Raw genomic sequence first — 24,142 nt, 5'->3', positions numbered from 1 at the left:
CGCCCTAGACAAAAGGTAGGGGCAGTCCACTCCGAAAGCTCTTTTTTTTACTTCTGCTCAACCAGCAAGATCGACGAAACGCTCCCACTGCGCGGCCTTGCTGTAGCGCGTGCGGATCATGTCGTGTCCCGCCAGAGCCAAAGCGGCGGTCTCGGTTGGTTTTTCGATCATATCGGTGAGTAAATCTGGCACGTCGGCGGAGGACCTATAGGCGCGTAGATGCCGTCCAATTTCTATTCCCGGTGGATAAGTTCCGCAGTCGCCAACCAACGCTGCACCGCACCCAAGCGCTTCCCAAACGCGCATGTTACCGCGATCATTGCCCGCCATATCTATCGCACCGTTAACCACGATTTTCGCGCTTCCCAAAGCCGCGAACAAGTCGCGGCCGAAGACAGGCGGCCTGGCCACCGCGCGTAAGTCGCTTGGACGCCGGTCTTTGCGCAAAGGCCCCATTAAGCCGAGAGGTGTTTCTGCCAGCCTCGTGAAGCGCGAGACGTCCAGGTGCATCACTATCTTCATGCGATCGCGCAAGCCTGCGATAGCTTCCAGCATCGCCGCTCGTTTGCGGTGATGGCGAGAATACGTACCGACGAACAAGACATCGATCGAACGGTCGTCGAGGCAATATTCGTCCATTACCGGATCGTGCGCTGGCGTAAAATAGGCTGTGCGGGCTCCTTGCGCCTCATAGCCCGCTAGCAGCGACGAAAAATTATTGACGATAACATCGTGCTGCAGAAAATTGGCGTTGGGCGAGGGTGCGGCACGCCACGCAATCGTCCGGCGCACAGTGCCGGGCAGCCGCGCTAGGAATGCGTTGCCGTAGCGAACCGGATCGAGATTATACAGCACCTCCGTACGGTGGTGTTCGATCTGAGCGAGAAGAATGTCTTCCAAACTCGTTGTTGCAGGGAGGCCTTGTTCTCGGGCCCATAGGCGTTGCATCGGACCATAATCGCCATTGGCGAAAAAGGCGTCGTCATCTCTTTCCAGCACGGGGCGCAGAATATGTACCGCGCCGAACCGATCGTTCAGGAACGCCCCTATCGCCTCGTCAAAGGTTTTTTCATCGGCGGTCAGCGCCTTCAATCGAGGGCGATACGATCGGTAGACACTACTGTTCTGGAATAAACGCATTCCGCCTGCTAGTCGCTTTTACGGTAAAAGTCACCGCATCCTCACCATCGCAGTAGCGATGATCGGAACTGCGCGACCCGAAAAAGCAAGGCATAAACGACAATGCGTATCTTAGTGACCGGCGGGGCTGGTTTCATCGGCTCGGCGCTGGTGCGCCATCTGATTGAGAACACCGCTCATGAAGTCCTCAATTTCGACAAGCTGACCTATGCGGGCTTGCTTTCGACCCTGGACAGCGTGGCTCGCTCATCGCGATACCGCTTCGTGCAAGGCGACGTTTGCGACGCGGCGTCGGTGAGAGCGGCGCTCGACGATTTTCGACCCGACATCGTGACCCACCTCGCAGCCGAAAGCCATGTCGATCGCTCGATCGATGAGCCGGGCGCGTTCATCCAGACCAATATCGTGGGCACTTACACCATGCTGGCCGAGGCGCGCCGCTACTGGTCGACGCTAGGAAGCACAGAGCAAGCCGCTTTCCGCTTCCATCACATTTCTACCGACGAGGTCTACGGATCGCTCGGCGATACCGGCCTCTTTACCGAGAGCACGCCTTACGATCCGCGATCGCCCTATTCGGCGTCCAAGGCGGGCTCCGATCATCTCGTCCAGGCATGGGGCCATACGTACGGCTTGCCGGTTCTCGTAACGAATTGTTCGAACAATTACGGCCCGTATCACTATCCTGAGAAATTAATCCCTCTGATGATCGCCAAGGCGCTCGATGGCGAAGCGCTACCGGTGTACGGCAAAGGCGATCAGGTGCGCGACTGGCTTTATGTCGACGACCACGTTCGCGCATTGCAAGCGGTGTTTGAACGCGGCGAACCCGGACGCCGCTACAATGTCGGCGGCCATAACGAAAAACAGAACATCGAGGTCGTTCGTACTTTGTGCGCGACTCTCGACCGTCTTGCCCCGCGCGCCGATGGGATCCCCTATGCCGAGCAGATCACCTTCGTGGTCGATCGGCCCGGCCACGACCGGCGCTATGCGATTGACGCCTCTCGCATCGGTCGCGAACTCGGCTGGAAGCCGCGGGAGACCTTCGAGACGGGAATCGAGAAGACGGTTCGCTGGTATCTTGAGCATGAAGAATGGTGGCGGCCGTTGGTTGCGGCAAAGGCGGCGGAGCGGCGAGGAGTATGCGAACCGGAGGGCTGATTGCCAGGAGCGGGGGCCTACAATTAGCGTTCGAGGCGCCCCTCCGAGTCGGATAACAAGGCGCGATATTGATCCAGTACATGCGGCAGTGTGTAGCCGCGGCTAAGCGCGGCGCGAGCGTTTTGTCCTCGCCGGGCAGCCTCGCTTCGTCCGGCCGGAGTTGCGATGTCGCGGACGAGCCGCTCCAAAGCATCCGCATCGCCGGGCGCGATGTGCCATCCCGCTCTATTCTCGGTAATTGTCAGCGACACTTCCGCATCCGCTTCGGCGACGGCGGCGATCGGCACACCGGCGGCCATCACGTTGTACATGCGGCTCGGCACCGACACGCCTTTCATTGCATCCTTGAAGGCGATCACCGTGAGGTTCGAACAGGCCAGCATCTGATTCAGCCGGTCGCGCGGCTGACGCGGCAGATAGAGAATATTCGCAGCCTTATGCTTGACGACCGAGGCGGCTTGGCCACCATATCCCACGAACAGGAAAACGACCTCCGTCAAATCCTCGACGCGTTTCGCGACTTCCAGCAGAAGCGCGATGTCGTGGGTGCGACCGATATTTCCGGAGAATTGAATCACGACCTTGTCGGCCAGTCCGTTTTCGATCGCAAATGGATTGGCAGTCCGATCGATCGAAGCAATCTCGTCAATATCACCCCAGTTCGGGATAATCTCCACCGGGCGATCGGCACCGATCGCACGCAGCTTGCGCTTGATCAGCGCTTGCATATCGCGGCCGAGCACCGCGATACGGTCGAATCCTGCCAGGGTCCGGTTGAAAAAGGCCGATGCCAGCGAAAACGCCGTGCCGTCGCTGCGCATCATCTTGGTCGCAACCAGCACTTCGGGGTAAACATCGTGAACCAGCAACACGCTCGACACACCTTTGAACCGCGCGATCAGGCCGAGGATCGGCGGTAGCGTTGGAGGATTCGTTACGACAAGCATTCTGTCGCCCCGCTGGAAGTGGCGCAGTGCGAACACGGTCGCGGTGAACGCGAGAGTGAGGGCGTTGAGCGCCCGGAGCACGAGGCGGTCCTTGTTGAAATGAGTCGCGCGCATCCGGTGGATCGTCGTGCCATTGCGATCCTCGCGCCGCCGGGTAACGACACCGCGCTCGCTGTAGCTCGGTTTGCCGCAGATCACTTGCACGTCGAAAGCGTCGGTCAGCCCTTCCGCTATCCTCGTCAGAAAATATCCGGTCGAAGTCTGCTCCGGGTAATAGAGCTCGGACACGACCCACAAGCGAGGTTTTGGCATCAAATTTTCCGAACGAGGGGGTAATTTAGGAAAGGTCGGCCGCAGCGATATCATGGTAGAGCCGCGAGCCAAGCCCATAGCGGATGGCGAGGTTGTCGTCATCCGCGAGCCGACTGTCCGCAAACAGCCTGCCACCGACCGAGGGCGCCAAGCGTTCGACCAGGTCGGCGAACCCGCGCGGTACGGGAAAGCGACGAAGCGCGTTCTTGCCGTTACGTGCGCGCGCAGCGTCCGCATAGGTGAAAGGCCGCGGGTCGGCTGCGAACACGATTTTCGACGCGTCTACCGGCTGCGTCGCGATCCGAGCGATCACCTCCGCCGATAATTCTACGCCGATCATGGCCCGCCGGACATCGCCGGTCGGGATGGGGAGCACACGCGTCCTGGCCCACAAGCGCAAAAGCTGGGCGAGCTTGCCTGCTACATCGTCTCCGTAAATCAGCGGGAGGCGCAGGATCGTCACCGCAAAGCGATCGTTCGCAAGCGCGAGGAGGGCTTCATCCGCTGCAAGTTTGGAACGGCCATAATCCCCCGTCGGTGCGGTGGGCGTGGCTCGGCCAATCTCATCAGCCCTACAGTAGACGGAGAAGGAGGAAATATGAATGAAGTGGCCCACGCCCGCATCGCGCGCAGCAACGGCCAGCTGGCAGGGGATTTCGAAATTGATCCTGTTCAAATGCTCGACACTGCCAGTGGGCGTGCCGACGCAATTGATGACGCATTCTGCATTTATAAAGACCGAGTGGGGAATGGATCGGTAGTCGCCAACGATCGTCTCGCGCGCATGGCCGGAAGGGCGCCGGACGACATAGGCGGCAGCATCGCCGAGAAGGGGTACGAGCGCCCCTGCAATGCGGCTCCCTCCTCCCACAACCAGTATAGGGGTATCTTGTCTCGACATGGTGCAGCGCTATAGCCACCCCGAACAGCGACAAAAGCCTTTTTCGCAAAGCCTTTAGCGAGCCATGCGCCGCACCATCGGTAGGGATGTAAGACACAGGTGAAACGATCAATCGATCTTTTGCTCGCACTGATAGCTGCGATCCCTCTTCTGCCGCTGGGCCTAGTCGTCGCGCTGGCTGTAAAACTTACCTCGCGTGGGCCCGCGCTTTATTGGTCCGACCGGGTGGGCGCGAATGAGCGGATTTTTCGCATGCCGAAATTTCGTACGATGAAAGTCGGTACGCCCGCGGTGGCTACCCATCTAATGGCAGATCCAAAAAGCGCGCTAACCCCGATCGGGGGATTTCTGCGCCGCACCAGCCTCGACGAGATCCCGCAATTATGGAGCGTCGTGGCGGGAGAGATGAGCTTTGTCGGCCCGCGTCCCGCCTTGTTCAATCAGGACGATTTGATCGCACTGCGTCGCGAGGTAGGCGTTGCGCACCTACGACCGGGGATTACCGGATGGGCGCAGATTAACGGACGCGACGAATTACCCATTCCCACGAAGGTCGCATTCGATAGGGAGTATCTGGAGCGTCGCTCCATTCTGTTCGACTTGCGCATCATCGTCTTGACCGCAGCGAAGCTGCTTGGCGACAGGACCGTCACGCACTGAAGCCCACCGGCGCTAACGTGGCTTCCTGATCAAGGCCGACCTGCGATCATGGCGCTTCCATAAAGTCGCGCCGCTAGGAGATTTCGTACGTGGCTGGACCTTTTGCCGAACCACGGGCAAAGGCCTTCGCGATTTCACTGAAGCGCGTATCGCGCTAGCCAATTTGGGACGACTATGACCAAAACCGCACTTATCACCGGCGTCACCGGACAAGATGGCGCCTATCTGGCGCAGCTTCTGCTCGACAAAGGTTACGAAGTCCACGGCCTTAAGCGCCGCTCCTCTTCGTTCAACACGGGCCGGATCGAGGAAATCTATCAGGATCCGCATGCGCCCGATCCCACATTTCACCTTCATTACGGCGATATGACCGACAGCACGGCGCTCATTCGCTTGGTGCAGGAGACGCAGCCTGACGAAATCTACAACCTTGCCGCCCAAAGCCACGTCGCGGTAAGCTTTGAAACGCCCGAATACACTGCAAATGCCGATGCGGTCGGAACGCTGCGTCTGCTTGAGGCGATTCGCATCCTGAAAATGGAACAGAAGACGCGCTTCTACCAAGCGTCGACCTCCGAGCTTTACGGCCTGGTCCAGGAAGTGCCTCAACGCGAAACCACGCCCTTCTACCCGCGCTCTCCCTACGCAGCGGCCAAGCTTTATGCCTATTGGATTACGGTGAACTACCGCGAAGCCTATGGCATGTTCGCCACGAACGGCATACTCTTCAACCACGAAAGCCCCTTGCGCGGCGAAACCTTCGTCACGCGCAAGATCACGCGCGCGGCGGCGGCGATCAAGCTGGGGCGTCAGGACAAGCTGTTCCTCGGCAATCTCGACGCCCAGCGCGACTGGGGCCATGCGCGTGAATATGTCCGCGGCATGTGGTCCATTCTCCAGGCCGACGAGCCGGATGATTTCGTCCTCGCGACCGGCGTAACCACACCGGTGCGCACGTTCGTGGAATGGGCTTTCGAAGATGTCGGCATTACTCTGCGCTGGGAAGGAGAAGGCGTCGACGAGAAGGGCTTCTGCACCACTTCGGGACGCTGCCTCGTCGAGGTCGATCCGCGCTATTTCCGTCCGACCGAGGTCGAACTCTTGATCGGCGATCCGACCAAGGCTCAAGAAAAGCTCGGCTGGCATCACGAAACCTCCCCGCGCGATCTCGCACGCGAGATGGTCCAGGCCGACCTCAAGGTCATGCGCGACGCGCCGATCGGAAAGGGCGCGTAATGTACGCACTCGCAGGCAAAAAGGTTTTCGTCGCAGGCCACAAGGGAATGGTGGGCTCGGCGATCGTTCGGCGGCTTGCGGAAGAGGATTGCGAAGTGCTGACTCTCGACCGAGGCGAGGTCGATCTGCGCGACCAGGATGGCGTGCGGCGCTGGATGCTCGATCGTCGACCGGACGCAATATTCATGGCCGCCGCAAAGGTCGGCGGCATTCTCGCCAATAACGACTATCCGGCCGATTTTCTCCTCGACAACCTGCTGATCGAAACTGCGATGACTGCTGCGGCCCACGCTGCGGAAGTCGAGAAGATGCTGTTTCTGGGATCGAGCTGCATCTATCCGAAGTTTGCCCCACAGCCGATTCCCGAGGACGCGTTGCTCACCGGTCCGCTCGAGGCGACCAATGAATGGTATGCGATCGCGAAAATCGCTGGGATCAAGCTGGCCCAGGCGTTCCGGAAACAGTACGGTCGAGATTATATCTCTGCGATGCCGACCAACCTATATGGTCCCGGCGACAATTTCGATCTTGCATCCAGCCACGTCATGCCCGCGCTGATTCGCAAGGTGCACGATGCCAAGAAAACCGGCGCTGATGTGGTGGTCTGGGGCACGGGGACCCCGCGCCGCGAATTTCTGTATGTCGATGACTGTGCCGACGCATGCGTTGCCGTGATGAAAGCTTACTCGGGCGATGAACACGTCAACATCGGATCGGGCGAGGACATTACCATTCTCGAGCTCACCCGTACCGTCATGCGCGTTCTCGACTACGATGGCCGCATCGTGCATGACGAGAGCAAGCCTGATGGCACGCCGCGCAAGCTGATGGACGGTAGCAAGCTCCGCGCGCTCGGCTGGACGCCTAGCGTACCGCTCGAAGAAGGTATTGCGCGGAGTTACGATGCGTTTTTAGCAGGTCAATTTCGCGAGGCGAAACTCACCGCCTGACCGGACCGGCTAAATCGAAAATCTCGGTCTGTCCGAGCTCAGAAGAAGCCTGCTCCGGCTCAACGACCGGCCATGGCCTTGACCTTGGGCAGATAAGTCCGCCCGATCCGCACCGGCTCCTCGCTATCGAGCTCTACAGACCACACGCCGAGGCCATCGTGCTTGAGGCCGGTAATGCGGTCGCGCCGCAGGATGGTGGAGCGGTGGACGCGAATAAATTTCGCAGGGTCCAGCCGGTCTTCGAGACCTGCGATGGTCTGGAGCAGCAGATACGACCGATCGCCGACATGGAGGCGAACGTAATCGCGCTCCGCATCGATGCGATCGACCTGCGCCGTTTCGATGCGGATGAGTTCGGAGCGGTGGGGAATCCACAATTCGTCGAGCCATTCGCTTTCGCTGCGCGCGCCCTCATTCCGGCGTGACAATGCGCGGGCGATCGCGCGTTCCAGCCGCTCGCTCTTGACCGGTTTCAGCACGTAATCGACCGCGTCGAGATCGAAGGCCTCGACTGCGTAATTGTCGTGCGCGGTCACGAACACCACGGCGGGGCGAGTCGATTTCTTCGCCAGGCTGCGCGCAACCGACAGGCCGTCGACTTCGGGCATGGTCATGTCGAGCAGGACGAGATCGGGATGCAGCGCTTCGACCAGCCGCAGCGCCGCGGCACCGTCGCTGGCAGTGCCGACCACGGCGATATCGTCCATCTTGCAGCACAGCACCTGCATGCGCTCCACGGCCAAAGGCTCGTCGTCCACAATCAGCGTGCGCAGTTTCTCGGTCGAAGGTTCCGTCAACGTCCCCACCCCTTCAGTTTCGGGCCCAGGCTTCAGCCATGCGTCACCAGCGGAAGCCGCAATTCGGTCTCGTATCCGTCAAGCGTTTCGCCCGAGGTGATCGTGGCTAATTCTCCAAAGCGCGCCATCAACCGGTCGCGCACATTGGCAAGGCCGATGCCGAAGCCGCCCTGCGCAGCCTGCGGCAAATCCGGGCTCGCCGCGATGCCCGGCCCGTCATCGGCCACGTTCAGCACCAGACGCCCGTATTCCTCACGTGCGGACAAGGTTATGGTCACCGGACTGCTGCTGCGCGACACGCCGTATTTGACCGAGTTTTCGACCAGCGGCTGCAGGATCATGCCCGGTACGCGAAAACCCTTCAGCGCCTCTGGCAAGATGAATTCGGTCTTGAGTCGCTTGGGAAAACGGACCTGCTCGATATCGAGATAATGGCGCTGGAGATCGAACTCGTCTTCCAGCGAGACGTCGGCAGTCGGATCCTCGGCAAGGCTGTGGCGATAGAAGCCGGACAGGGTCTGGATCATCTCTTCGGCCTTGGCCTGCCGATCGGTCATCACCAGCGCGGAGAGCGAATTGAGTGCGTTGAACAGGAAATGCGGGTTCACCTGATAGCGTAGCGAACGCAGCTCCGCCGCTTTGGCTGCGCTGCGGAAGCGTTCGCCGCGTCGCTCCGCATCTTTCGCGCGCACGCCCGCCAGCAGGGCGAAATACAGCGCGGCCCAGGCGATCAGGAGAAAGAACTGGCTGAGCGCGCGTTCGATCAGGATCAGCCAGCGTTCGCGGCTATCGTCATTCGGCACCACGATCCGTCCGCGCGGCGGCGTGGACGCGCTGCCGAGGCCGTCATCGCCCGGTGCCGATGTCGCCGGGCCTTCGATCACGACATTGCCGAACTCGTCGCGACTGATCGAGAAGCCGCGTTCTTCCGCCATGCGCGCCTGGAGCCGTTCCTGAAGACCGGAAAAGACCCAGATATTCGTCTGCGCAATGACGAGCGAGGTGGGGATCGCCAACAGCACCGCAGCGCCGATCTGGACGGCCAGGGTCCGGTGATCGAACAGGCGCAGGATCACCCACAGCCCGACCGTCGCGCTCATCCCCGCGAGCGTCACCAGCGCACGGCGGAGAATTACCTCGGTATCCGCTTCGAGCCCCACGATCATGCCGCGCGCCGTGAAGATCAGGAAATAGGCGACCCACAGGCCGATGATCGACCACAGGACCGTGCGCACCGACAGGCGCGATGGGGTGTCCGACGCAGGATCGGCGAAAGATGTGTCAAAAGGCAAAGCGACAGTCTTCTGCGCGTAAAGGGCTTGATTCTCCAGCGCGGTTGTCGAGACGCGAAGGCCGTTGGTCGAAGCGTGGTCGGCCCTCAGGGCACCGGCAGCAGCTTTTCCTCACGGATCCTCTCGCGCCATTTCGCCGGGGCGAGCGTGTGGACATTGTTGCCCCGCGCATCGACCGCCACGGTCACCGGCATGTTCTCGACCGTGAATTCGTAGATCGCTTCCATGCCGAGATCCTCGAAGCCGATGACCTTCGCTTCCTTGATCGCGCGCGCCACCAGATAGGCCGCGCCGCCGGTCGCCATCAGGTAAGCGGTCTTGAACCGGCTGATGACTTCGACAGCGTCCGCGCCACGCTCGGCCTTTCCGATCATGGCGAGCAGGCCGAGATCGAGCATCGTCTCGGTGAACTGGTCCATCCGGGTCGCCGTGGTGGGGCCGGCGGGGCCGACCACTTCGCCCATCACCGGATCGACCGGGCCGACATAATAGATCGCGCGGCCCGCGAATTCGACCGGCAGCTCCTCGCCCTTCGCCACCATGTCGCGAATGCGTTTGTGCGCCGCGTCGCGACCGGTCAGCATCTTGCCCGACAGGAGCAGGCGGTCGCCATGCTCCCAGCTTTCGACCTCTTCCTTCGTCAGAGTGTCGAGATCGACGCGCTTGGCCTCGGCATCGGGCTGCCAGTTGACCTTGGGCCACTGGTCCAGATCGGGCTTTTCGAGATAGCTCGGACCCGACCCGTCCAGCGTGAAATGCGCGTGCCGGGTGGCGGCACAGTTCGGGATCATCGCCACCGGCTTGCCCGCCGCGTGGCATGGCCAGTCGAGAATCTTGACGTCGAGCACGGTCGACAAGCCGCCAAGGCCCTGCGCTCCGATCCCTTGCGCGTTCACCGCGTCGAAAATGTCGATGCGGAGCTTTTCGAGATCGTTCTGGGGCCCGCGCTGTTTGAGCTGCGCCATGTCGATCGGTTCCATCAGCGATTGCTTCGCCAGACGGACGCAATGTTCCGCCGTGCCGCCGATACCGATCCCCAGCATCCCCGGCGGGCACCAGCCGGCGCCCATGCTCGGAATTTGCTCGACCACCCAGTCCACGATATTGTCGCTGGGGTTCATCATCTTGAACTTGGATTTGTTCTCGCTGCCCCCGCCCTTGGCGGCGACGTCGATTTCCACCGTGTCGCCCGGCACCATTTCGACCGAGAGGACGCACGGCGTGTTGTCGCGCGTATTGCGGCGGGTGAAGGCGGGATCGGCCAGGATCGAGGCGCGCAGCGTGTTGTCGGGGTGGTTGTAGGCCCGGCGCACGCCCTCATCGACGATGTCCTGCAATGCGCGCGTCGATTCGAGACGGCAGTTCTGGCCCCATTTGACGAAGACATTGACGATGCCGGTGTCCTGGCAGATCGGGCGGTGCCCTTCGGCGCACATGCGGCTGTTGGTCAGGATCTGCGCGATCGCATCCTTGGCCGCCGGGCCCTGCTCCGCTTCGTAGGCGTCGCCCAGCGCGCGGATATAGTCCATGGGGTGATAGTAGCTGATGAATTGCAGCGCGTCGGCCACGCTGTCGATCAGATCGTCCTCGCGGATGGTGATCATGGTTTGACCGGTTCCCGACTTGTCGTTCATCGCCGCCTCGTTCCTCTTCGCAGATTGGCGGGTGTCCTTGGCGCCGAAAACGCGAATGGTCAAAGCGCTTGGCCCCGCGCGGCCATGCGCTTAAGGAAAACGAGCGTTGCGCGGCTGTGTTGTTTATGTAATACAGCGGCGCGTATTCCCAGCTCGAGACGACAGAGATTGCGCCGATGACCGTCACCGCCGAACCGCCCCCCAAGCAGAACCAGGCTCAGAGCCAGGCCCAGCGCACTTCCATCGACCATGCTGTTGCCCGCCGCGCGATGGTGGACAGCCAGCTGCGCACCAGCGGCGTCAATGCCCGTTTCGTGCTCGAACGCATGCTCATCGTCCCACGTGAGGATTTCGTGCCCGAGAACGCGCGCGGTACGGCATATATGGATCGTGCGATCCGGCTGGAAAACGGCGGTTTCCTGCCTGCGCCAGTCTTTCACGGCATGCTGCTGGAAGAAGCGTCTCCGCGGGTCGAGGACAAGGTTGTCGTGGTGGACGGTGGCAGCGGATATCTTACCGAACTGGTCCGGCCGCTGGTCGCTGAAGTCGAAACGATTACGGCGGAAGCGGCGGCCAAGGGTGACGTCCAGACGGGCGACGCCACTCTTCTGCTGATCGACGGCGCGATCGAGCACCTGCCTGCCATGCTGGCCGGAACGCTTGCCGATGGTGGTCGCGTAGTCACAGGCCTGGTCGATCGGGGCGTCACGCGGCTCGCCACCGGACGCAAGGTGGCCGGATCTCTCGGCCTTCTTCCTCTCGCCGAAACCGGCATTCCGCGTCTCGGCCAGTTCGACAAGCCCACCGGCTGGACGTTCTGACCATGGCGGGAGGGGTGTCGCCACGCGGCCTCAAGGCCAGCCTGATCGCGCTTGCGTTGAGCAGCGCGATGGCGTCGCCTGCCCATGCCGATACCCTTCAGGAAGCCCTCACCCAGGCCTACATCAATAACCCCACATTGATGGCCGCGCGCGCCAACCTGCGCGCCACCGACGCGCAGGTGGAGATCGAGCGGGCCGATGGACGCCCCTCGGCCAATGCCAACGGTTCGCTTACCGAATTCATCGAACAGAGCTCGACCAGCTTCTTCACGCCCGATCGTGCCTTCAATGTCGGCGTGGACCTGAGCGCGCCGATCTATTCGGGCGGAGCGATCAAGAACGCGATTCGCGCCGCCGATCAGCGGGTCCAGGCGGGCCGCGCCGATCTGCGTGGGACCGAAAGCGCCGTCTTCAGCCAGGTCGTCGCCGCCTATATGGACGTGCTGCGCGGCCAGGCGCTGGTGTCGCTTGCGCGCAATCAGGTCGAAGTGCTGTCGATCAACACGCAGGCGACCAGCGACCGCTTCGAGATCGGCGACCTCACTCGGACCGACGTCGCGCAATCCCAATCGCGGCTTGCGCTGGCGCAAGGCGATCTGCGCAGCACCGAAGCAAATCTGATTGCCGCGCGCGAGGATTATATCGCGCTGGTCGGCGAAGCGCCCACCGATCTCGCTCCGCCGCCGCCTTTGCCCGGCCTGCCCGCCAGCGCGGAAACGGCAGTGGATGTGGCGCTGACCAACAATCCCGACCTCATCGCCGCGCGCGAGCGGGCCGAGGCGGCAGGCTACGATATCGACGTCGCCGGATCGACGCGCCTGCCGCGCGTGTCGGTCTTCACCGGTTACGATTACCAGAACTTTCTCGGCAGCGTGCCGAACGCGGTCGATCCCGACAATCCCACCGGCCCGGTGATTGTCAGCCCGCAGACCTCCACGGCGGCGCAGGCGGGTGTTACCGTTTCGATCCCGCTGTTTCAGGGCGGACGTCCCGCCGCCTTGCAGCGCCAGGCCCAGGCCCGCGCATCCGCCGCACTCGAACAGGTTATTGCTGCCGAACGGGACGTCATCGCGCAGGTGCGCGCCGCCTATTCCAGCTGGCAGGCCTCGCTCGCGATCATCGAAAGCTCGCAGACGGCGGTCGAAGCCGCTTCGCTCAGCCTCGAAGGCGTGCGGGCGGAAAACTCTATCGGCAACCGCACGATCCTCGATGTGCTGAATGCCGAACAGGAATTGCTGAACGCGCGCGTCGATCTCGTCACCGCGCGGCGCAACGCCTACGTCGCGGCGTTCTCGCTTCTGGCTGCCATGGGCCGGGCCGAAGCACGCGATCTGGGCCTTGCCGACGAAGGCGTGCTGTACGATCCCGTGGCCAATTACGACCGCGTTAGCGGCAATTGGTGGGACTGGAGCCGCGATCCCGATCCCGAAGCGATGAGTGCTTCGACCGTCGCGATTCCCGCTGCCGACGCGCAGGTGCCCGAGGAGCAGCCGTTCGAGACGGATGAAATGGCGCCCGAAAGAGAGTATTAAGGTCAAACGCGATTCGGCAGCCGGAGCGATTCGGAGCCCATCGCGGTTCGAAGCGGGCAGTTTCAGGGGATAGGGCAGTGCACCAACCGGGCGAACCATCGGTCGAGGAAATTCTCGATTCGATCAAGAAAGTGATCGCGCGCGACAATCGCGAAGGCGCGATCGCCCAGCGGCGCGAACGCTCGCAGTCCGCCGCGCGGCCCTCCGCAGCGCGCTCCGAACCGATCGAGCCCGTCGATGCCGAAGAGGCGGAAGAAGTGCTCGAGCTCGACGAGGACGCGATGGTTGCGGGCGCCGGGCGCGACGAGGACGAGGATACGCAAGCGCAGGATCGCGACAGCGAAGCGCCGCTCACGACCGAGGCGTTGCGCAATTCGATGCAGGCCAATTTCGCCGCTCTCGCCATGCTTGCCGAACCCGGCGCCAGCCCGCAGATCGTGCGCTCGGGCGAAACCTCGCTCGAAGGGCTCGTGCGCGAAATGCTGCGTCCGATGCTGGCGCAATGGCTCGACACCAATCTGCCCCCGATGGTCGAAAAGCTGGTCAAGGACGAGATTACGCGGATCGCGGGCAAGCGCAGCTGAGCGGATTTGTCTTTGCCGCGTTCATCCGGCGCGGCTAATATCGCGGGCATGAACACCCTTTACAGGTCGGCGACCCGCTTCGCCCTTTTCGCTGCAGGCACCGCCACTCTCGCTCTCGCGGCACCGGTTCTGGCCCAATCGACAGACGCGGCCAGCGCCGCTCCGATGAGCGCGCAGGACCTCATCACCATGCCGCGCCTCGGCGCACCGACCGTATCGGCGGATGGGCGCATGGCAGTCTATACCGTCACCGAAACGGACCCGGCGAGCTATGCGCGCACCGGGATTCCCTATCTGCTCGACCTTACGCGCGAAGGCGCCCAGCCGGTCCGGCTCGATTTCGGCGGCCCGGTGTCGAGCCTTGCTTTCGGCCCCGACAACCAGCTCTATTTCCTTTCCGATCGCAAGCCGTCCGCTTCGGCTGACGAACGCATGCGCGTCTGGCGCGCCAGCGTGACGTCTGCGGGGAAGGTCGGGACGCCCACGCTCGTCAGCAGTTTCGACACCGCAGTGGACGGTTTCTCCGTCTCTCCCAAAGGAGACAAGCTCGCAGTGTGGGCCGAAGTCGCGCGCGGTTGTCCGCAATTCGGCTGCGAGACCGATGGGACCGTGCATCTGACCGGTCCCGGCGATGGGCGGCTCTATCAGGGCGACGAAGGCTTCGTACGCCATTGGGACAGCTGGGAAACCCCCGGCACGGTCAGCCGCGTCTTCGTCTTCGACCTCGCGCAGGGGCGGACGACCGGCACAGGCATGGCTGTGGACGGCCCGGTCGGCGCAGGCGGGCCGAGCGGCGATACTCCGACCAAACCGTTCGGCGGGGGCGAGGATATCGCCTGGGCGCCCGATGGATCGGGCATCTATTTCGTCGCGCGCGAGGCGGACGGGACCGAGCCGCTATCGACCAATCTCGACATCTGGTTCTCGGACCTTTCCGGCAAGGCACCGGTCAACCTGACCGAGGCAAACGAAGCCTACGATGCGCTGCCGACGCCGTCGCCCAACGGCCAGTATCTCGCTTATGCCGCCATGGCGCGCCCGACCTACGAGGCGGACCGGATGGTGGTGATGCTGCGCGATGTGAAGACGGGCGTGGTCACTCCGCTGACGCAGGATTTCGACCGCAGCTTCGGCACGCTCGCCTGGACGCCCGACAGCCGGTATCTGATCGCCACCGCGCAGGACGTGCTAGACACGCCTGCCTTCCGCATCGATCCGCAGACCGGCGCGATCGACAGGCTCGACCTGATGGCGGGCAATGAAGCGCATATCGGCAATGTCACGCCGCTGGTCGATGACCGGCTGCTGTTCACGCGCGATTCGATCGGAGCGCCTGCCGAACTGTTCCTTTCGCAAGGGTATGGTCAGGCCGAGCCTTTGACCGAGGTCTCCGCCCAGCGCGTGGGCGCGCTCGCCCCGGTGGAGGTCGAACGATTCAGCTTCAAGGGCGCGAATGGCGACACGGTCTGGGGCCAGATCACCAAGCTCGCGGACCGGAGCGGCCCCATGCCCGCAATCCTCTATGTCCATGGCGGGCCGCAGGGATCGTTCAACGATGGCTGGTCGACACGCTGGAACCCGCGCGTCGTCGCCAGTCAGGGCTATGCCGTGATCTCGGTCGATTTCCATGGATCCACCGGATACGGCCAGGCGTTCACCGACAGCATTCGCCGCGACTGGGGTGGAAAGCCGCTGGAAGACCTCAAGAAAGGCCTCGCCGCCGCGCTGGAACTGGACCCGCAGATCGATGGCACGCGCGCCTGCGCCATGGGGGCGAGCTATGGCGGCTATATGATGAACTGGATCGCGGGCCAGTGGCCCGACCGGTTCGACTGCCTGGTGCAGCATGACGGGTTGTTCGACATGCGCAGCTTCTATTACGCGACCGAAGAATTGTGGTTTCCGCGCTGGGATTTCGGCGGTTCCTATGCCCAGCAGGCTGAGCTCTACGAGAAGTGGAATCCGGTCAATTACGTCGACAAGTGGCAGACCCCGATGCTGGTGATCACGGGCGAAAAGGACTTCCGCGTGCCCTATACGCAAGGGATCCAGAGCTTCACCGCCTTGCAGGAACGCAATATTCCCAGCCAGCTCCTCGTCTTTCCGAACGAGAACCATTGGGTGCTGAACGCGAAGAACTCGCTGCAATGGCATAACACCGTGTTCGCCTGGCTCGATCGCTGGCTGAAGCCTGAGGCCACGGTTTCCGAATGAGTCGCGACGACAAAAGCGACAAGCAGCTGCGCAAGGCGGAGCGCGCCCTGTCCAAGATCGGCGGGGAGGCGGTGGAACGCCATATCTTCCTGTGCGCACTCGCCGAAAAGCAGAAATGCTGCTCGCGCGAAGAGGGCAAGGCCGCCTGGAGCTTCCTGAAGACCCGGCTCAAGCAATTGAAGCTGGCTGGCCCGAAGAAGGGCGAAGGCCCGGACGCGAAAGGCGGGGTCCAGCGCACCAAGGCGGACTGCCTCCAGGTCTGTGCCATGGGGCCGATCGCGGTCGTCTGGCCGGACCGGGTCTGGTATCACTCCTGCACGCCCAGCACGCTCGAACGGATCATTCAGGAGCATCTGATCGGCGGCGTTCCGGTGGAGGAATTTCGCCTGCGCGGGCGGGACTGATTCGAACCTTTCGCAAGGCTAACGCGAAATTAACCATCATGGGCGAAACCTGTTTCTCGCAAACAGGGAGGGCCGGGATATGGCCATTGCGAAGACAGCGTCCGTCACCATCGCCGAAATGCGCGAATTCGCCAGCTTCACCGCGGCCGAACAGCGTTACATCCGCCGCAGTCTCGATATCGGGCTGGGACGGTGCGACGCCTTTCGCGTCTGGGGAAGGAATGCGCGCGAGAATGCCGCGATCAGAAGCCAGTACGTCGCCTATCAGGAATTGAAAGCGCTGCGGCACGCAATCCCGTGCGAGACCGGCTTCGATGCGATCGAGGGCTTTATCGGCAAGCTGACGCGCGTCGCCGCCTTCGACCTGGCGCAGGAGCGGATCGACTGCTTTTCGAGCTTCCGTTTCCTGTATGAACGCCTGCTCGGCGCAGAGGCGCGGCCCTGGCTGCCCAGCGCCTTCTGCGCCGCCGCCGCGCTGCCGCAGATCCAGCCCCAGCGCCGCAAACTGCTGCTCCAGTCGTTGAGCGAAGCCGCCGCGACTGCGCCCGGCTGGTCCGACCGCGCGCCGGGTTTCTACCCCGAATATATCGCGGAGGCTGCCGCCTGAAGGCCGGGCGCCTCAGCTAAGAACGGCGCCTCAGCGATAAAGGGCGTCCAGCCGCTCGCCGTAGCGCTCCTTGATCTTGTGGCGGCGGATCTTCATCGAGGGTGTCATTTCCTCGTTCTCGATCGTGAAGGGTTCGTCCGCCAAGACGATCTGGCGAACCTTTTCGACCACCGAGAGATCCTTGTTCACCCGGTCCACCGCCGCGCGGATCGCGGCCTTGAATTCGGGCAGGTCGGCCACCTGCTTGCAGTCGAACTTCTTGCCCTGCGAATGGCACCATTCGAGCATCCATTCCGCGTCGGGAACGATCAGGCCGACGATATAGGGCCGCTTGTCGCCCACCACCATCGCCTGGCCGATCTCGGGCTGGAGCGTGAGCATGCCTTCGACCTTTTGCGGCGCGACATTGTCGCCCTTGTCGTTGACGATCATGTCCTTCTTGCGATCGGTGATGACGATGCGGCCCTTATCGTCGAGATGGCCGATATCGCCGGTGTGCAGCCAGCCATCCTTGATCGCCCGCTCGGTCTCGGCATCGTTATGCCAGTATCCGTGCATCACCAGCTCGCCGCGCACCAGAATCTCTCCGTCCTCGGCAATGCGGACTTCGACGCCGCGCATGGGCGGGCCGACGCTTTCCATCGCGATTCCGGCACGCGGGCGATTGCAGCTGATGACCGGCCCGGCCTCGGTCTGGCCGTAACCCTGAAGCAGGGTCAGCCCCATGGAATCGAAGAACACGCCGACTTCGGGATTGAGCGGCGCGCCGCCCGAGACCATCGCTTTCAATCGACCGCCGAATTTCTGGCGGATCTTGGGTCGCAACAGCTTCTCGTAGACCAGATTGCGCGCGCCATCGCCAAGCTTGCGCTTGCCGTCCGCCCGGCGCTGGCCGAGCGCGAGCGCGCCTTCCATCAGACGCTGCGCCGCGCCCCCCTGTTTCGCGATCTGCTTCATGATCCGCGTGCGCAAGACTTCGAACAGGCGGGGGACGACGACCATGATCGTCGGCCGCGTCTCCTCGATATTGCTGGCGAGCTTGTCGAGACCTTCGGCGTAATAGATCTGCGCGCCGACCGCGATCGGGAGATACTGGCCACCCGTATGCTCGTAGGCGTGGCTGAGAGGCAGGAAGCTGAGGAAACGTTCGTCTTCGGTAATGCCGAAATCCTCAAGCAGGATCGCGCCTGCGCCAGCCGCATTGCACAGGATCGCGCCGTGATGCTGGAGGACGCCGCGCGGCGCGCCGCCGGTGCCGCTGGTGTAGATAATGCAGGCCGTGTCGCCGCGCCCGATCTGCCGGAGCCGCGCATCGACCGCCGCGCGCGCCTTCGCCGCGTCCCCTTCGGTCATGGTGCTCCATCCGTGGCAGTCGAGATTGCCGCCTTGATAGCCGCGCACAGAATCGATCGGGATGATGTGGTTAGCGATGCCGGTGCGGAAGATCGCGGGGATCAGCGGCTGGGCCAGCTTATCGGTAGAAACGATGACCGCCTTCGCGCCCGAATTGTCGAGGATGTGCTGGTGATCGCGTTCGGTGTTTGTGGTGTAGGCGGGAACGGTGATGCAGCCCGCCGCCATGATGCCGAGATCGGCGATGCACCATTCGGGCCTGTTTTCGCTGACCAGCGCGACCCGGTCGCCACTTTCCAGGCCCAGTCCCCGCAAGTTTTCGGCGAGAAGGCACACACGCTCGGCCGCCTCGCGCCAGCTGATCGTCTGCCATGTGCCTTGCCTTTTCGCGCCGAGGAAAGGTTGATCGCCCTTCTCGTCGGCACGTTTCAGAAACAGCTCGACCAGATTGTTGGCGGCATCGATATCGTCCAGCACCAAAGGCTTGTCCCTCTCACTCGCGTACAGTGTCGAAGCGGCTCGGCCCGGGCCTGTTACCCGTTCGCGCGATCCCCCCAGCGGCGGCGGGTTTACGAAGAAGGCTGTGCGACGGCAAGGGTTCCTGGGGCACGCCCTTACGGCAGCGGCGACACGCGCGGTATCAGCAGGACGTCTTCCAGCCGCGGATCGCGCGCCGCTTCCCAGATCGTGCCTTCGCGCTTGATGGCGCCGGCCTTGATCGGCGCCTCGCGCACCGAAATGTCGGTATGGCCGAGCGCCTGGAGTGCGGGAATGCGCCGTTCGAGCCAGCTGCCCTCTTCGACAAGGACGCTTTCGCCGAATGCCATGGTGAAGGGGAGGGCCAGCGCCTGGCGCGAGGACAGGCCGAAATCGATCACGCCGATGATGGCGCGCACGGTCGTCACCGGGATGGTCGATCCGCCTGCCGCTCCGACGGCCAGCACCGGGCGTCCTTCGGGATCGAACACGACGGTGGGCGCCATCGAGCTGCGCGGGCGCTTGCCCGGCTCGACACGATTGGCGACCGGCTTGCCGTCGATGGTGGGCGAGCGGCTGAAATCGGTGAGTTCGTTGTTGAGATAGAAGCCGTTCGCGGTCAGCCCCGAACCGAACGCGCCTTCAACGGTGGAGGTGTAGCTGATCATCGTGCCTGCCGCATCGACCGCCGCGATATGCGATGTGCCGCGTTCTTCGGGCTCGTCCCCATCGGCCAGCGCGCTCTGCGCCCCGCGCGGCATGCCGGGCCGCGCTTCGGCCATGGTCGTGTCGGGGGAAATCAGCATGCTGCGCTCGGCCAGATAGGCGCGATCGAGCAGGCCCGCGACCGGGACGGAGACGAAATCGCTGTCGGCGATATACAGTTCGCGATCGGCATAAGCGAGGCGCTGGGATTCGAGGAACAGGTGCCAAGTCACCGGATTGCCGAGACCGAGCGCGGCAAGATCGAACCGTTCGAGCTGGCCGAGGATTTGCAGAACCGCCACGCCGCCCGACGATGGCGGCCCCATCCCGCAGACTCGATAGCCGCGATACGAACCGCATACGCCGTCGCGCACTTTCGCCTGATACGCGGCGATGTCCGCTTCCGTCATCGGATCGGGGCGAGGCGTTTCGCTGGCCACGGTCTCGGCGATCGTGCGTGCGATCGGCCCGCGATAGAAGACCTCGCGCCCACCCTTGGCGATCGCTTCGAAGGTGCGGGCGAGCTGCGGGTTGCGCACCAGCGTTCCCGCCGGGAGCGGGCGGCCCTGATCGTCGTAGAACAGAGCTCGTCCGCCTTCGCTCGCCGCAGCGCGATCGCGCGACTGGGTCAGCGATTGCGCGAGGCGGACATTGATCGAAAATCCGTCCCGCGCGAGTTCGATCGCGGGTTCGAACAGCACCGCCCAGGGCAGTGTCCCATGGCGCGCATGCGCTTCGGCGGCGAGCGCGATATTGCCCGGCACGCCGACGCTGAGGCCGCTGAGGACACTGTCCATGAAGGGCGGGACCGATCCGTCGGCGTTCAGGAACCAGTCGGGCGTCACCCCCATCGGGGCAGTCTCGCGACCGTCCACGGTCTCGACCGAGCCATCCGCCGCGCCGCGCACCAGAAAGCCGCCACCGCCGATCCCGCTGCTTTGCGGTTCGACCACGGTGAGGGCGAGCATGGTGGCGATCGCGGCGTCGGTGGCGCTGCCGCCGCGTTTCAGCATCGCCATGCCTGCGGCTTCGGCGCGCGGATCGGCGGCGCTCACGCTGCCGATGAAGGGTAGGTCAGCGGGACTGGCCGCCTCCTGTGCGTTTACGGCGGCGGCGCCGACCAGAAACAGGATGGCGGCGAGGCTGCGAGTGGCGGGTTTGATCATGTCTGCTTTGCTATTCGCTTCCGACCGCTTCGGCAATCGAGGCGAATCCGTCGCGGCGCATGAGCTTTTCCAGGCCGCGTACCATTTTGCGCGCAAGGCCCGGCCCTTCGTAGACGAGGGCGGAATAGAGCTGCACCAGGCTCGCACCTGCGCGGATGCGGGCCCAGGCGTCTTCGGCATCTGCAATGCCGCCGACGCCGACGAGCGGAATCGCTCCGCCCGTCGCCTTTCGGAAATCGCGCACGCGCTGGAGAGCGAGGTTGCGCAACGGCGCACCGGACAGGCCGCCGGTTTCTTCGCGGTGCCGCGAGGCGAGATCGGGGCGCGAGATGGTGGTGTTCGATACGATCAGCGCGCCGAGGCCCGTGTCGATGGCGATTCGCGCGATGGCGTCAATATCGGCAGGTTCCAGATCCGGCGCGACTTTCAGGAAGACCGGCGGGGGCGGCGTGTCCGATCCGGGGCGGCAGACCTGCGCCCGAGCATCCATCACGCCATCGATCAGGCCGGTCAGCGCGCTTTCGTCCTGCAATGCGCGCAGGCCGGGCGTGTTGGGGCTGGAGATATTGATCGCCAGATAGCTTGCCAGCGGGGCCAGCAGCCGCGTCATCGCCGCGTAATCGCCGACGCGATCGGCGCTGTCCTTATTGGCGCCGACATTGATGCCGACGATCCCGCCGCGTGTCCGCCGCGCAGACAGACGCTGTGCCGCTTCGGCCCCGCCGCGATTGTTGAATCCCATCCGGTTGATGACCGCGCGATCTTCGGCCAGGCGAAACAGGCGGGGCTTCGGATTACCCTCCTGCGGGCGCGGCGTGATCGATCCGACCTCCACGAAACCGAACCCCATTCCCAGCATGGCGTCGGGCACTTCGCCATTCTTGTCGAAACCGGCAGCCAGACCAACCGGATTGGGAAAGGTTAGCCCGGCGACCTTTGTCGTCAGCGGCCCGGGGGCGGGCTTGCGACCCGGCGGCAGATGTTTCAGCGCCGCCACCGTCAGGGTGTGGGCACGCTCTGGATCGAGCGCGAAGATCGCGGGGCGCAGGAGATCGAACAGCATCTCTGGCGCTATGGCGCGTTCACCGAATCGTGTCGAGACGATGCGATTCGAACATCAAAAAACCGCCAAACGATATCATTTGATACCTTGACGCGCTGCAACTTGTCGCATCTGTCCTATTCGAGCGACACACTTACGCGTAAACCGGAAATGCGACCCGAAGGGCTCGGCGCTTTCTGCGGCGGGTTCTCACCTTTTGAGGGGCGGCCTTTCCATTTCGGCAGGGCCGCCCTTTTTTTCCCGTTCGCTCAAACAATTACCGTCCGCTTTCGGCTGGCCAAGACCCGTTCCGACGCGCTAGCGCCTTTGGCAACGCAGTTTTTGGGAGAGCTTGACGATGGCCATCGGAACGAAACGGTCGCTGCAGGGATATCTGGCCGGTGTGTGCGCGCTGGCGCTTGGCGGATGCGCGACGGCGATGAACGAACCGCCCGCCGCAAACGGCGCGGTCGCCTCTCCTGCCGCCCCGAGCGCGAGCGCCGATATCGGAACCTTTTTCGAAAATTACGACGAGGCGCAGCTCGCTCTGTCGCCTCTGTCTAAGGCCTATCGCGGTATTCGCGACGAGGATTACGGGCGCTGGGGCGATTTCTCCGATGCTGCGACGATCGCCGAGGAGCGGCTTCAGCAGACGACGGCCGCGACCATGCGCGCCGAATACGCGCCTGCAAATCTCTCGCCGCAGGACACGCTGTCCTATCGCCTGTTCGACTATCAGGCTGAAAACAGCGCGATGCTGTTTCCCTTCCGCGAGAACGGATACGTCTTCGACCAGATGAACGGCGCGCAGAGCCAGCTGCCCGCTTTCCTCATCAACATCCATTCGATCGCCAATGCGGATCAGGCGGCGGATTACGTCAGCCGGATCGAAGGGCTCGGTGCAGTGCTCGATACGCTCACTGCCGAATCGCGCGAACGGGCGGAAGCGGGCGTTATGCCGCCCGATTGGGTCTATCCCTATGTCATCTCGGATATCGAGAACCTGCTGGAAGACGGACGCGAGAACGCCATTCTGGAAGATTTCCGCGGCAAGGTGGAAAAGCTCGAGCTGGGTGAAGCGCAGAGCGGGGCGCTGATCGCGCGCGCCGTAACGGCCTGGAGCGAGAGCGCTCGCCCCGCCTACCAGCGCCTGCTCGCCGAAATGCAGCGCCAGCAGACGATGGCGCCGACCGATGACGGTATCTGGCGCTTCGACGACGGGGCGGCCTATTATTCGGCGCTCCTGAAGAACTATACCACCACCGATCTCACCGCCGACCAGATCCACGCGATCGGCCTGCGCGAGGTCGAGCGCATTCATAACGAGATGCGCACGATCATGGATCAGGTCGGGTTCGAAGGCGATCTCCAGGATTTCTTCGAATACACCCGCACCGACGATCGCTTCTTCTACGATACGCGCGAAGCCTATCTGGCGGATGCGGAGGCCAAGCTGGACGCGATGGAGGCCCGCCTGCCGGACTTCTTCAATACGCTGCCGAGCGATCCGCTGGTGATCAAGCCGGTCGAAGCGTTCCGCGAAAAAAGCGCGGGCAAGGCCTTCTACCAGCGCCCCGCGCCCGACGGATCGCGGCCGGGGACCTATTACGTCAATCTCTACAATCTCAAGGACATGAGCAAGAACGAGCTCGAAGCGCTCGCCTATCACGAGGGGCTTCCGGGCCACCACCTCCAGCTCTCGATCCAGACCCAATTGGGCGATGTGCCGCCCTTCCGCCGCTTCGGCGGAGTCACTGCCTATAGCGAGGGCTGGGGGCTCTATTCGGAGGAATTGGGCAAGGATATGGGCTTCTATACCGATCCCTATTCCGATTTCGGACGGCTCGGGATGGAACTATGGCGGGCGGCGCGCTTGGTGGTCGATACCGGCATCCACCACAAGCGCTGGAGCCGCGAGCGGGCGATCCAGTACCTCACGGACAACACGCCCAACCCGCCCGGCGATATCGAGAAGGCGATCGAACGCTATATCGTCTATCCGGGGCAGGCGACCGCCTACATGATCGGCAAGCTCAAGATCATGGAACTGCGCGACCGGGCGCAGACCGCGCTGGGCGACGATTTCGACATCCGCGCCTTCCATGACGTGATCCTCAAAACCGGCCCGGTGCCGCTGGCGATCATGGAAGAGAATGTCGACGCCTGGATCGCTGAAGAAAAATAGGCGGAAGCTTTGTTTTGCG

General features: G+C 63.1%; 21 protein-coding genes. 12 read left to right on the top strand and 9 right to left on the bottom strand.

Annotated elements, in window-relative coordinates; all coding sequences use genetic code 11:
• Positions 1-57: 57 nt before the first annotated feature.
• Positions 58-1,092: a glycosyltransferase gene (locus J7347_RS10300; RefSeq protein WP_209161952.1), complete on the bottom strand. Its 1,035-nt coding sequence runs from the start codon at positions 1,090-1,092 to the stop codon at positions 58-60.
• Between the two features lie 150 nt (positions 1,093-1,242).
• On the opposite strand from J7347_RS10300, the gene rfbB reads away from it, so the two are divergent.
• Positions 1,243-2,304: a dTDP-glucose 4,6-dehydratase gene (rfbB, locus tag J7347_RS10295; protein ID WP_209161951.1), complete on the top strand. Its 1,062-nt coding sequence runs from the start codon at positions 1,243-1,245 to the stop codon at positions 2,302-2,304.
• A gap of 23 nt (positions 2,305-2,327) precedes the next feature.
• Here the strand turns inward: rfbB and J7347_RS13490 are convergent, their stop codons facing one another.
• The gene (locus J7347_RS13490) at positions 2,328-3,539 is read right to left on the bottom strand and encodes a glycosyltransferase family 4 protein (protein ID WP_209161950.1); all 1,212 of its coding nucleotides are present in this window, start codon (positions 3,537-3,539) and stop codon (positions 2,328-2,330) included.
• Between the two features lie 49 nt (positions 3,540-3,588).
• Complete coding sequence (locus tag J7347_RS10285; RefSeq protein ID WP_348521612.1) at positions 3,589-4,278, bottom strand: NAD-dependent epimerase/dehydratase family protein; 690 nt, start codon at positions 4,276-4,278, stop codon at positions 3,589-3,591.
• Here J7347_RS10285 and J7347_RS13320 point away from each other — a divergent pair.
• The 4 genes from J7347_RS13320 to J7347_RS10270 all read left to right on the top strand — a co-directional run bounded on the left by J7347_RS13320 (position 4,162) and on the right by J7347_RS10270 (position 7,310).
• Positions 4,162-4,479, top strand: a complete 318-nt coding sequence (locus J7347_RS13320) for a hypothetical protein (protein WP_245174049.1) — start codon at positions 4,162-4,164, stop codon at positions 4,477-4,479. The two genes, J7347_RS10285 and J7347_RS13320, sit on opposite strands and share 117 nt — an antisense overlap.
• 84 nt (positions 4,480-4,563) lie before the next feature.
• Positions 4,564-5,124, top strand: coding sequence for a sugar transferase (locus J7347_RS10280; RefSeq protein WP_209161948.1), 561 nt, complete (start codon positions 4,564-4,566; stop codon positions 5,122-5,124).
• A gap of 174 nt (positions 5,125-5,298) precedes the next feature.
• A complete protein-coding gene (gmd, locus tag J7347_RS10275) occupies positions 5,299-6,360 on the top strand; it encodes a GDP-mannose 4,6-dehydratase (protein WP_209161947.1) in 1,062 nt (353 codons plus the stop codon).
• Entirely contained in the window at positions 6,360-7,310 is a 951-nt protein-coding gene (locus J7347_RS10270; protein WP_067685144.1) for a GDP-L-fucose synthase, read from the top strand. The genes gmd and J7347_RS10270 overlap by 1 nt, the downstream gene beginning before the upstream one ends.
• Positions 7,311-7,369: 59 nt before the next feature.
• Here the strand turns inward: J7347_RS10270 and J7347_RS10265 are convergent, their stop codons facing one another.
• The 3 genes from J7347_RS10265 to J7347_RS10255 form a co-directional block, all read right to left on the bottom strand.
• Entirely contained in the window at positions 7,370-8,107 is a 738-nt protein-coding gene (locus J7347_RS10265; RefSeq protein ID WP_067685157.1) for a LytTR family DNA-binding domain-containing protein, read from the bottom strand.
• A 32-nt stretch (positions 8,108-8,139) separates the two neighbouring features.
• Entirely contained in the window at positions 8,140-9,399 is a 1,260-nt protein-coding gene (locus tag J7347_RS10260) for a histidine kinase (protein ID WP_245173998.1), read from the bottom strand.
• Between the two features lie 86 nt (positions 9,400-9,485).
• A complete protein-coding gene (locus tag J7347_RS10255; protein WP_209162098.1) occupies positions 9,486-11,003 on the bottom strand; it encodes a fumarate hydratase in 1,518 nt (505 codons plus the stop codon).
• 206 nt (positions 11,004-11,209) lie between these two features.
• Between J7347_RS10255 and J7347_RS10250 the strand changes: the two genes are divergently transcribed.
• The 6 genes from J7347_RS10250 (at position 11,210) to J7347_RS10225 (ending at position 17,195) form a co-directional block, all read left to right on the top strand.
• Positions 11,210-11,854 (top strand): protein-L-isoaspartate O-methyltransferase, encoded by a 645-nt coding sequence (locus J7347_RS10250; RefSeq protein ID WP_209161946.1) that lies wholly within the window; start codon positions 11,210-11,212, stop codon positions 11,852-11,854.
• A gap of 2 nt (positions 11,855-11,856) precedes the next feature.
• The gene (locus J7347_RS10245; RefSeq protein WP_209161945.1) at positions 11,857-13,386 is read left to right on the top strand and encodes a TolC family outer membrane protein; all 1,530 of its coding nucleotides are present in this window, start codon (positions 11,857-11,859) and stop codon (positions 13,384-13,386) included.
• A 77-nt stretch (positions 13,387-13,463) separates the two neighbouring features.
• Complete coding sequence (locus J7347_RS10240; protein ID WP_067682951.1) at positions 13,464-13,970, top strand: DUF2497 domain-containing protein; 507 nt, start codon at positions 13,464-13,466, stop codon at positions 13,968-13,970.
• Positions 13,971-14,018: 48 nt separating this feature from the next.
• On the top strand, positions 14,019-16,184 hold the full coding sequence (locus J7347_RS10235; RefSeq protein WP_245173997.1) for a S9 family peptidase: 2,166 nt from the start codon (positions 14,019-14,021) through the stop codon (positions 16,182-16,184).
• Complete coding sequence (locus J7347_RS10230) at positions 16,181-16,588, top strand: (2Fe-2S) ferredoxin domain-containing protein (protein ID WP_209161944.1); 408 nt, start codon at positions 16,181-16,183, stop codon at positions 16,586-16,588. Before J7347_RS10235 ends, J7347_RS10230 begins: the two co-directional genes overlap by 4 nt.
• Positions 16,589-16,667: 79 nt before the next feature.
• A complete protein-coding gene (locus tag J7347_RS10225; protein ID WP_209161943.1) occupies positions 16,668-17,195 on the top strand; it encodes a hypothetical protein in 528 nt (175 codons plus the stop codon).
• Between the two features lie 30 nt (positions 17,196-17,225).
• Here J7347_RS10225 and J7347_RS10220 read toward each other — a convergent pair whose 3' ends face one another.
• The 3 genes from J7347_RS10220 to J7347_RS10210 all read right to left on the bottom strand — a co-directional run bounded on the left by J7347_RS10220 (position 17,226) and on the right by J7347_RS10210 (position 21,959).
• A complete protein-coding gene (locus J7347_RS10220; protein WP_209161942.1) occupies positions 17,226-19,025 on the bottom strand; it encodes a long-chain fatty acid--CoA ligase in 1,800 nt (599 codons plus the stop codon).
• Between the two features lie 137 nt (positions 19,026-19,162).
• Positions 19,163-20,896 (bottom strand): gamma-glutamyltransferase, encoded by a 1,734-nt coding sequence (gene ggt / locus J7347_RS10215; protein ID WP_209161941.1) that lies wholly within the window; start codon positions 20,894-20,896, stop codon positions 19,163-19,165.
• Positions 20,897-20,906: 10 nt separating this feature from the next.
• A complete protein-coding gene (locus J7347_RS10210) occupies positions 20,907-21,959 on the bottom strand; it encodes a quinone-dependent dihydroorotate dehydrogenase (protein ID WP_209161940.1) in 1,053 nt (350 codons plus the stop codon).
• Positions 21,960-22,377: 418 nt separating this feature from the next.
• Here J7347_RS10210 and J7347_RS10205 point away from each other — a divergent pair, with 418 nt between their 5' ends.
• Positions 22,378-24,123, top strand: coding sequence for a DUF885 domain-containing protein (locus J7347_RS10205; RefSeq protein WP_209162096.1), 1,746 nt, complete (start codon positions 22,378-22,380; stop codon positions 24,121-24,123).
• Positions 24,124-24,142 lie beyond the last annotated feature (19 nt).

The organism is Erythrobacter sp. A6_0 (assembly GCF_017744235.1).
Lineage (GTDB): Bacteria > Pseudomonadota > Alphaproteobacteria > Sphingomonadales > Sphingomonadaceae > Qipengyuania.
Note: the sequence above shows the minus strand (reverse complement) of the source record. Positions and strands in the feature narration are given on the sequence as shown.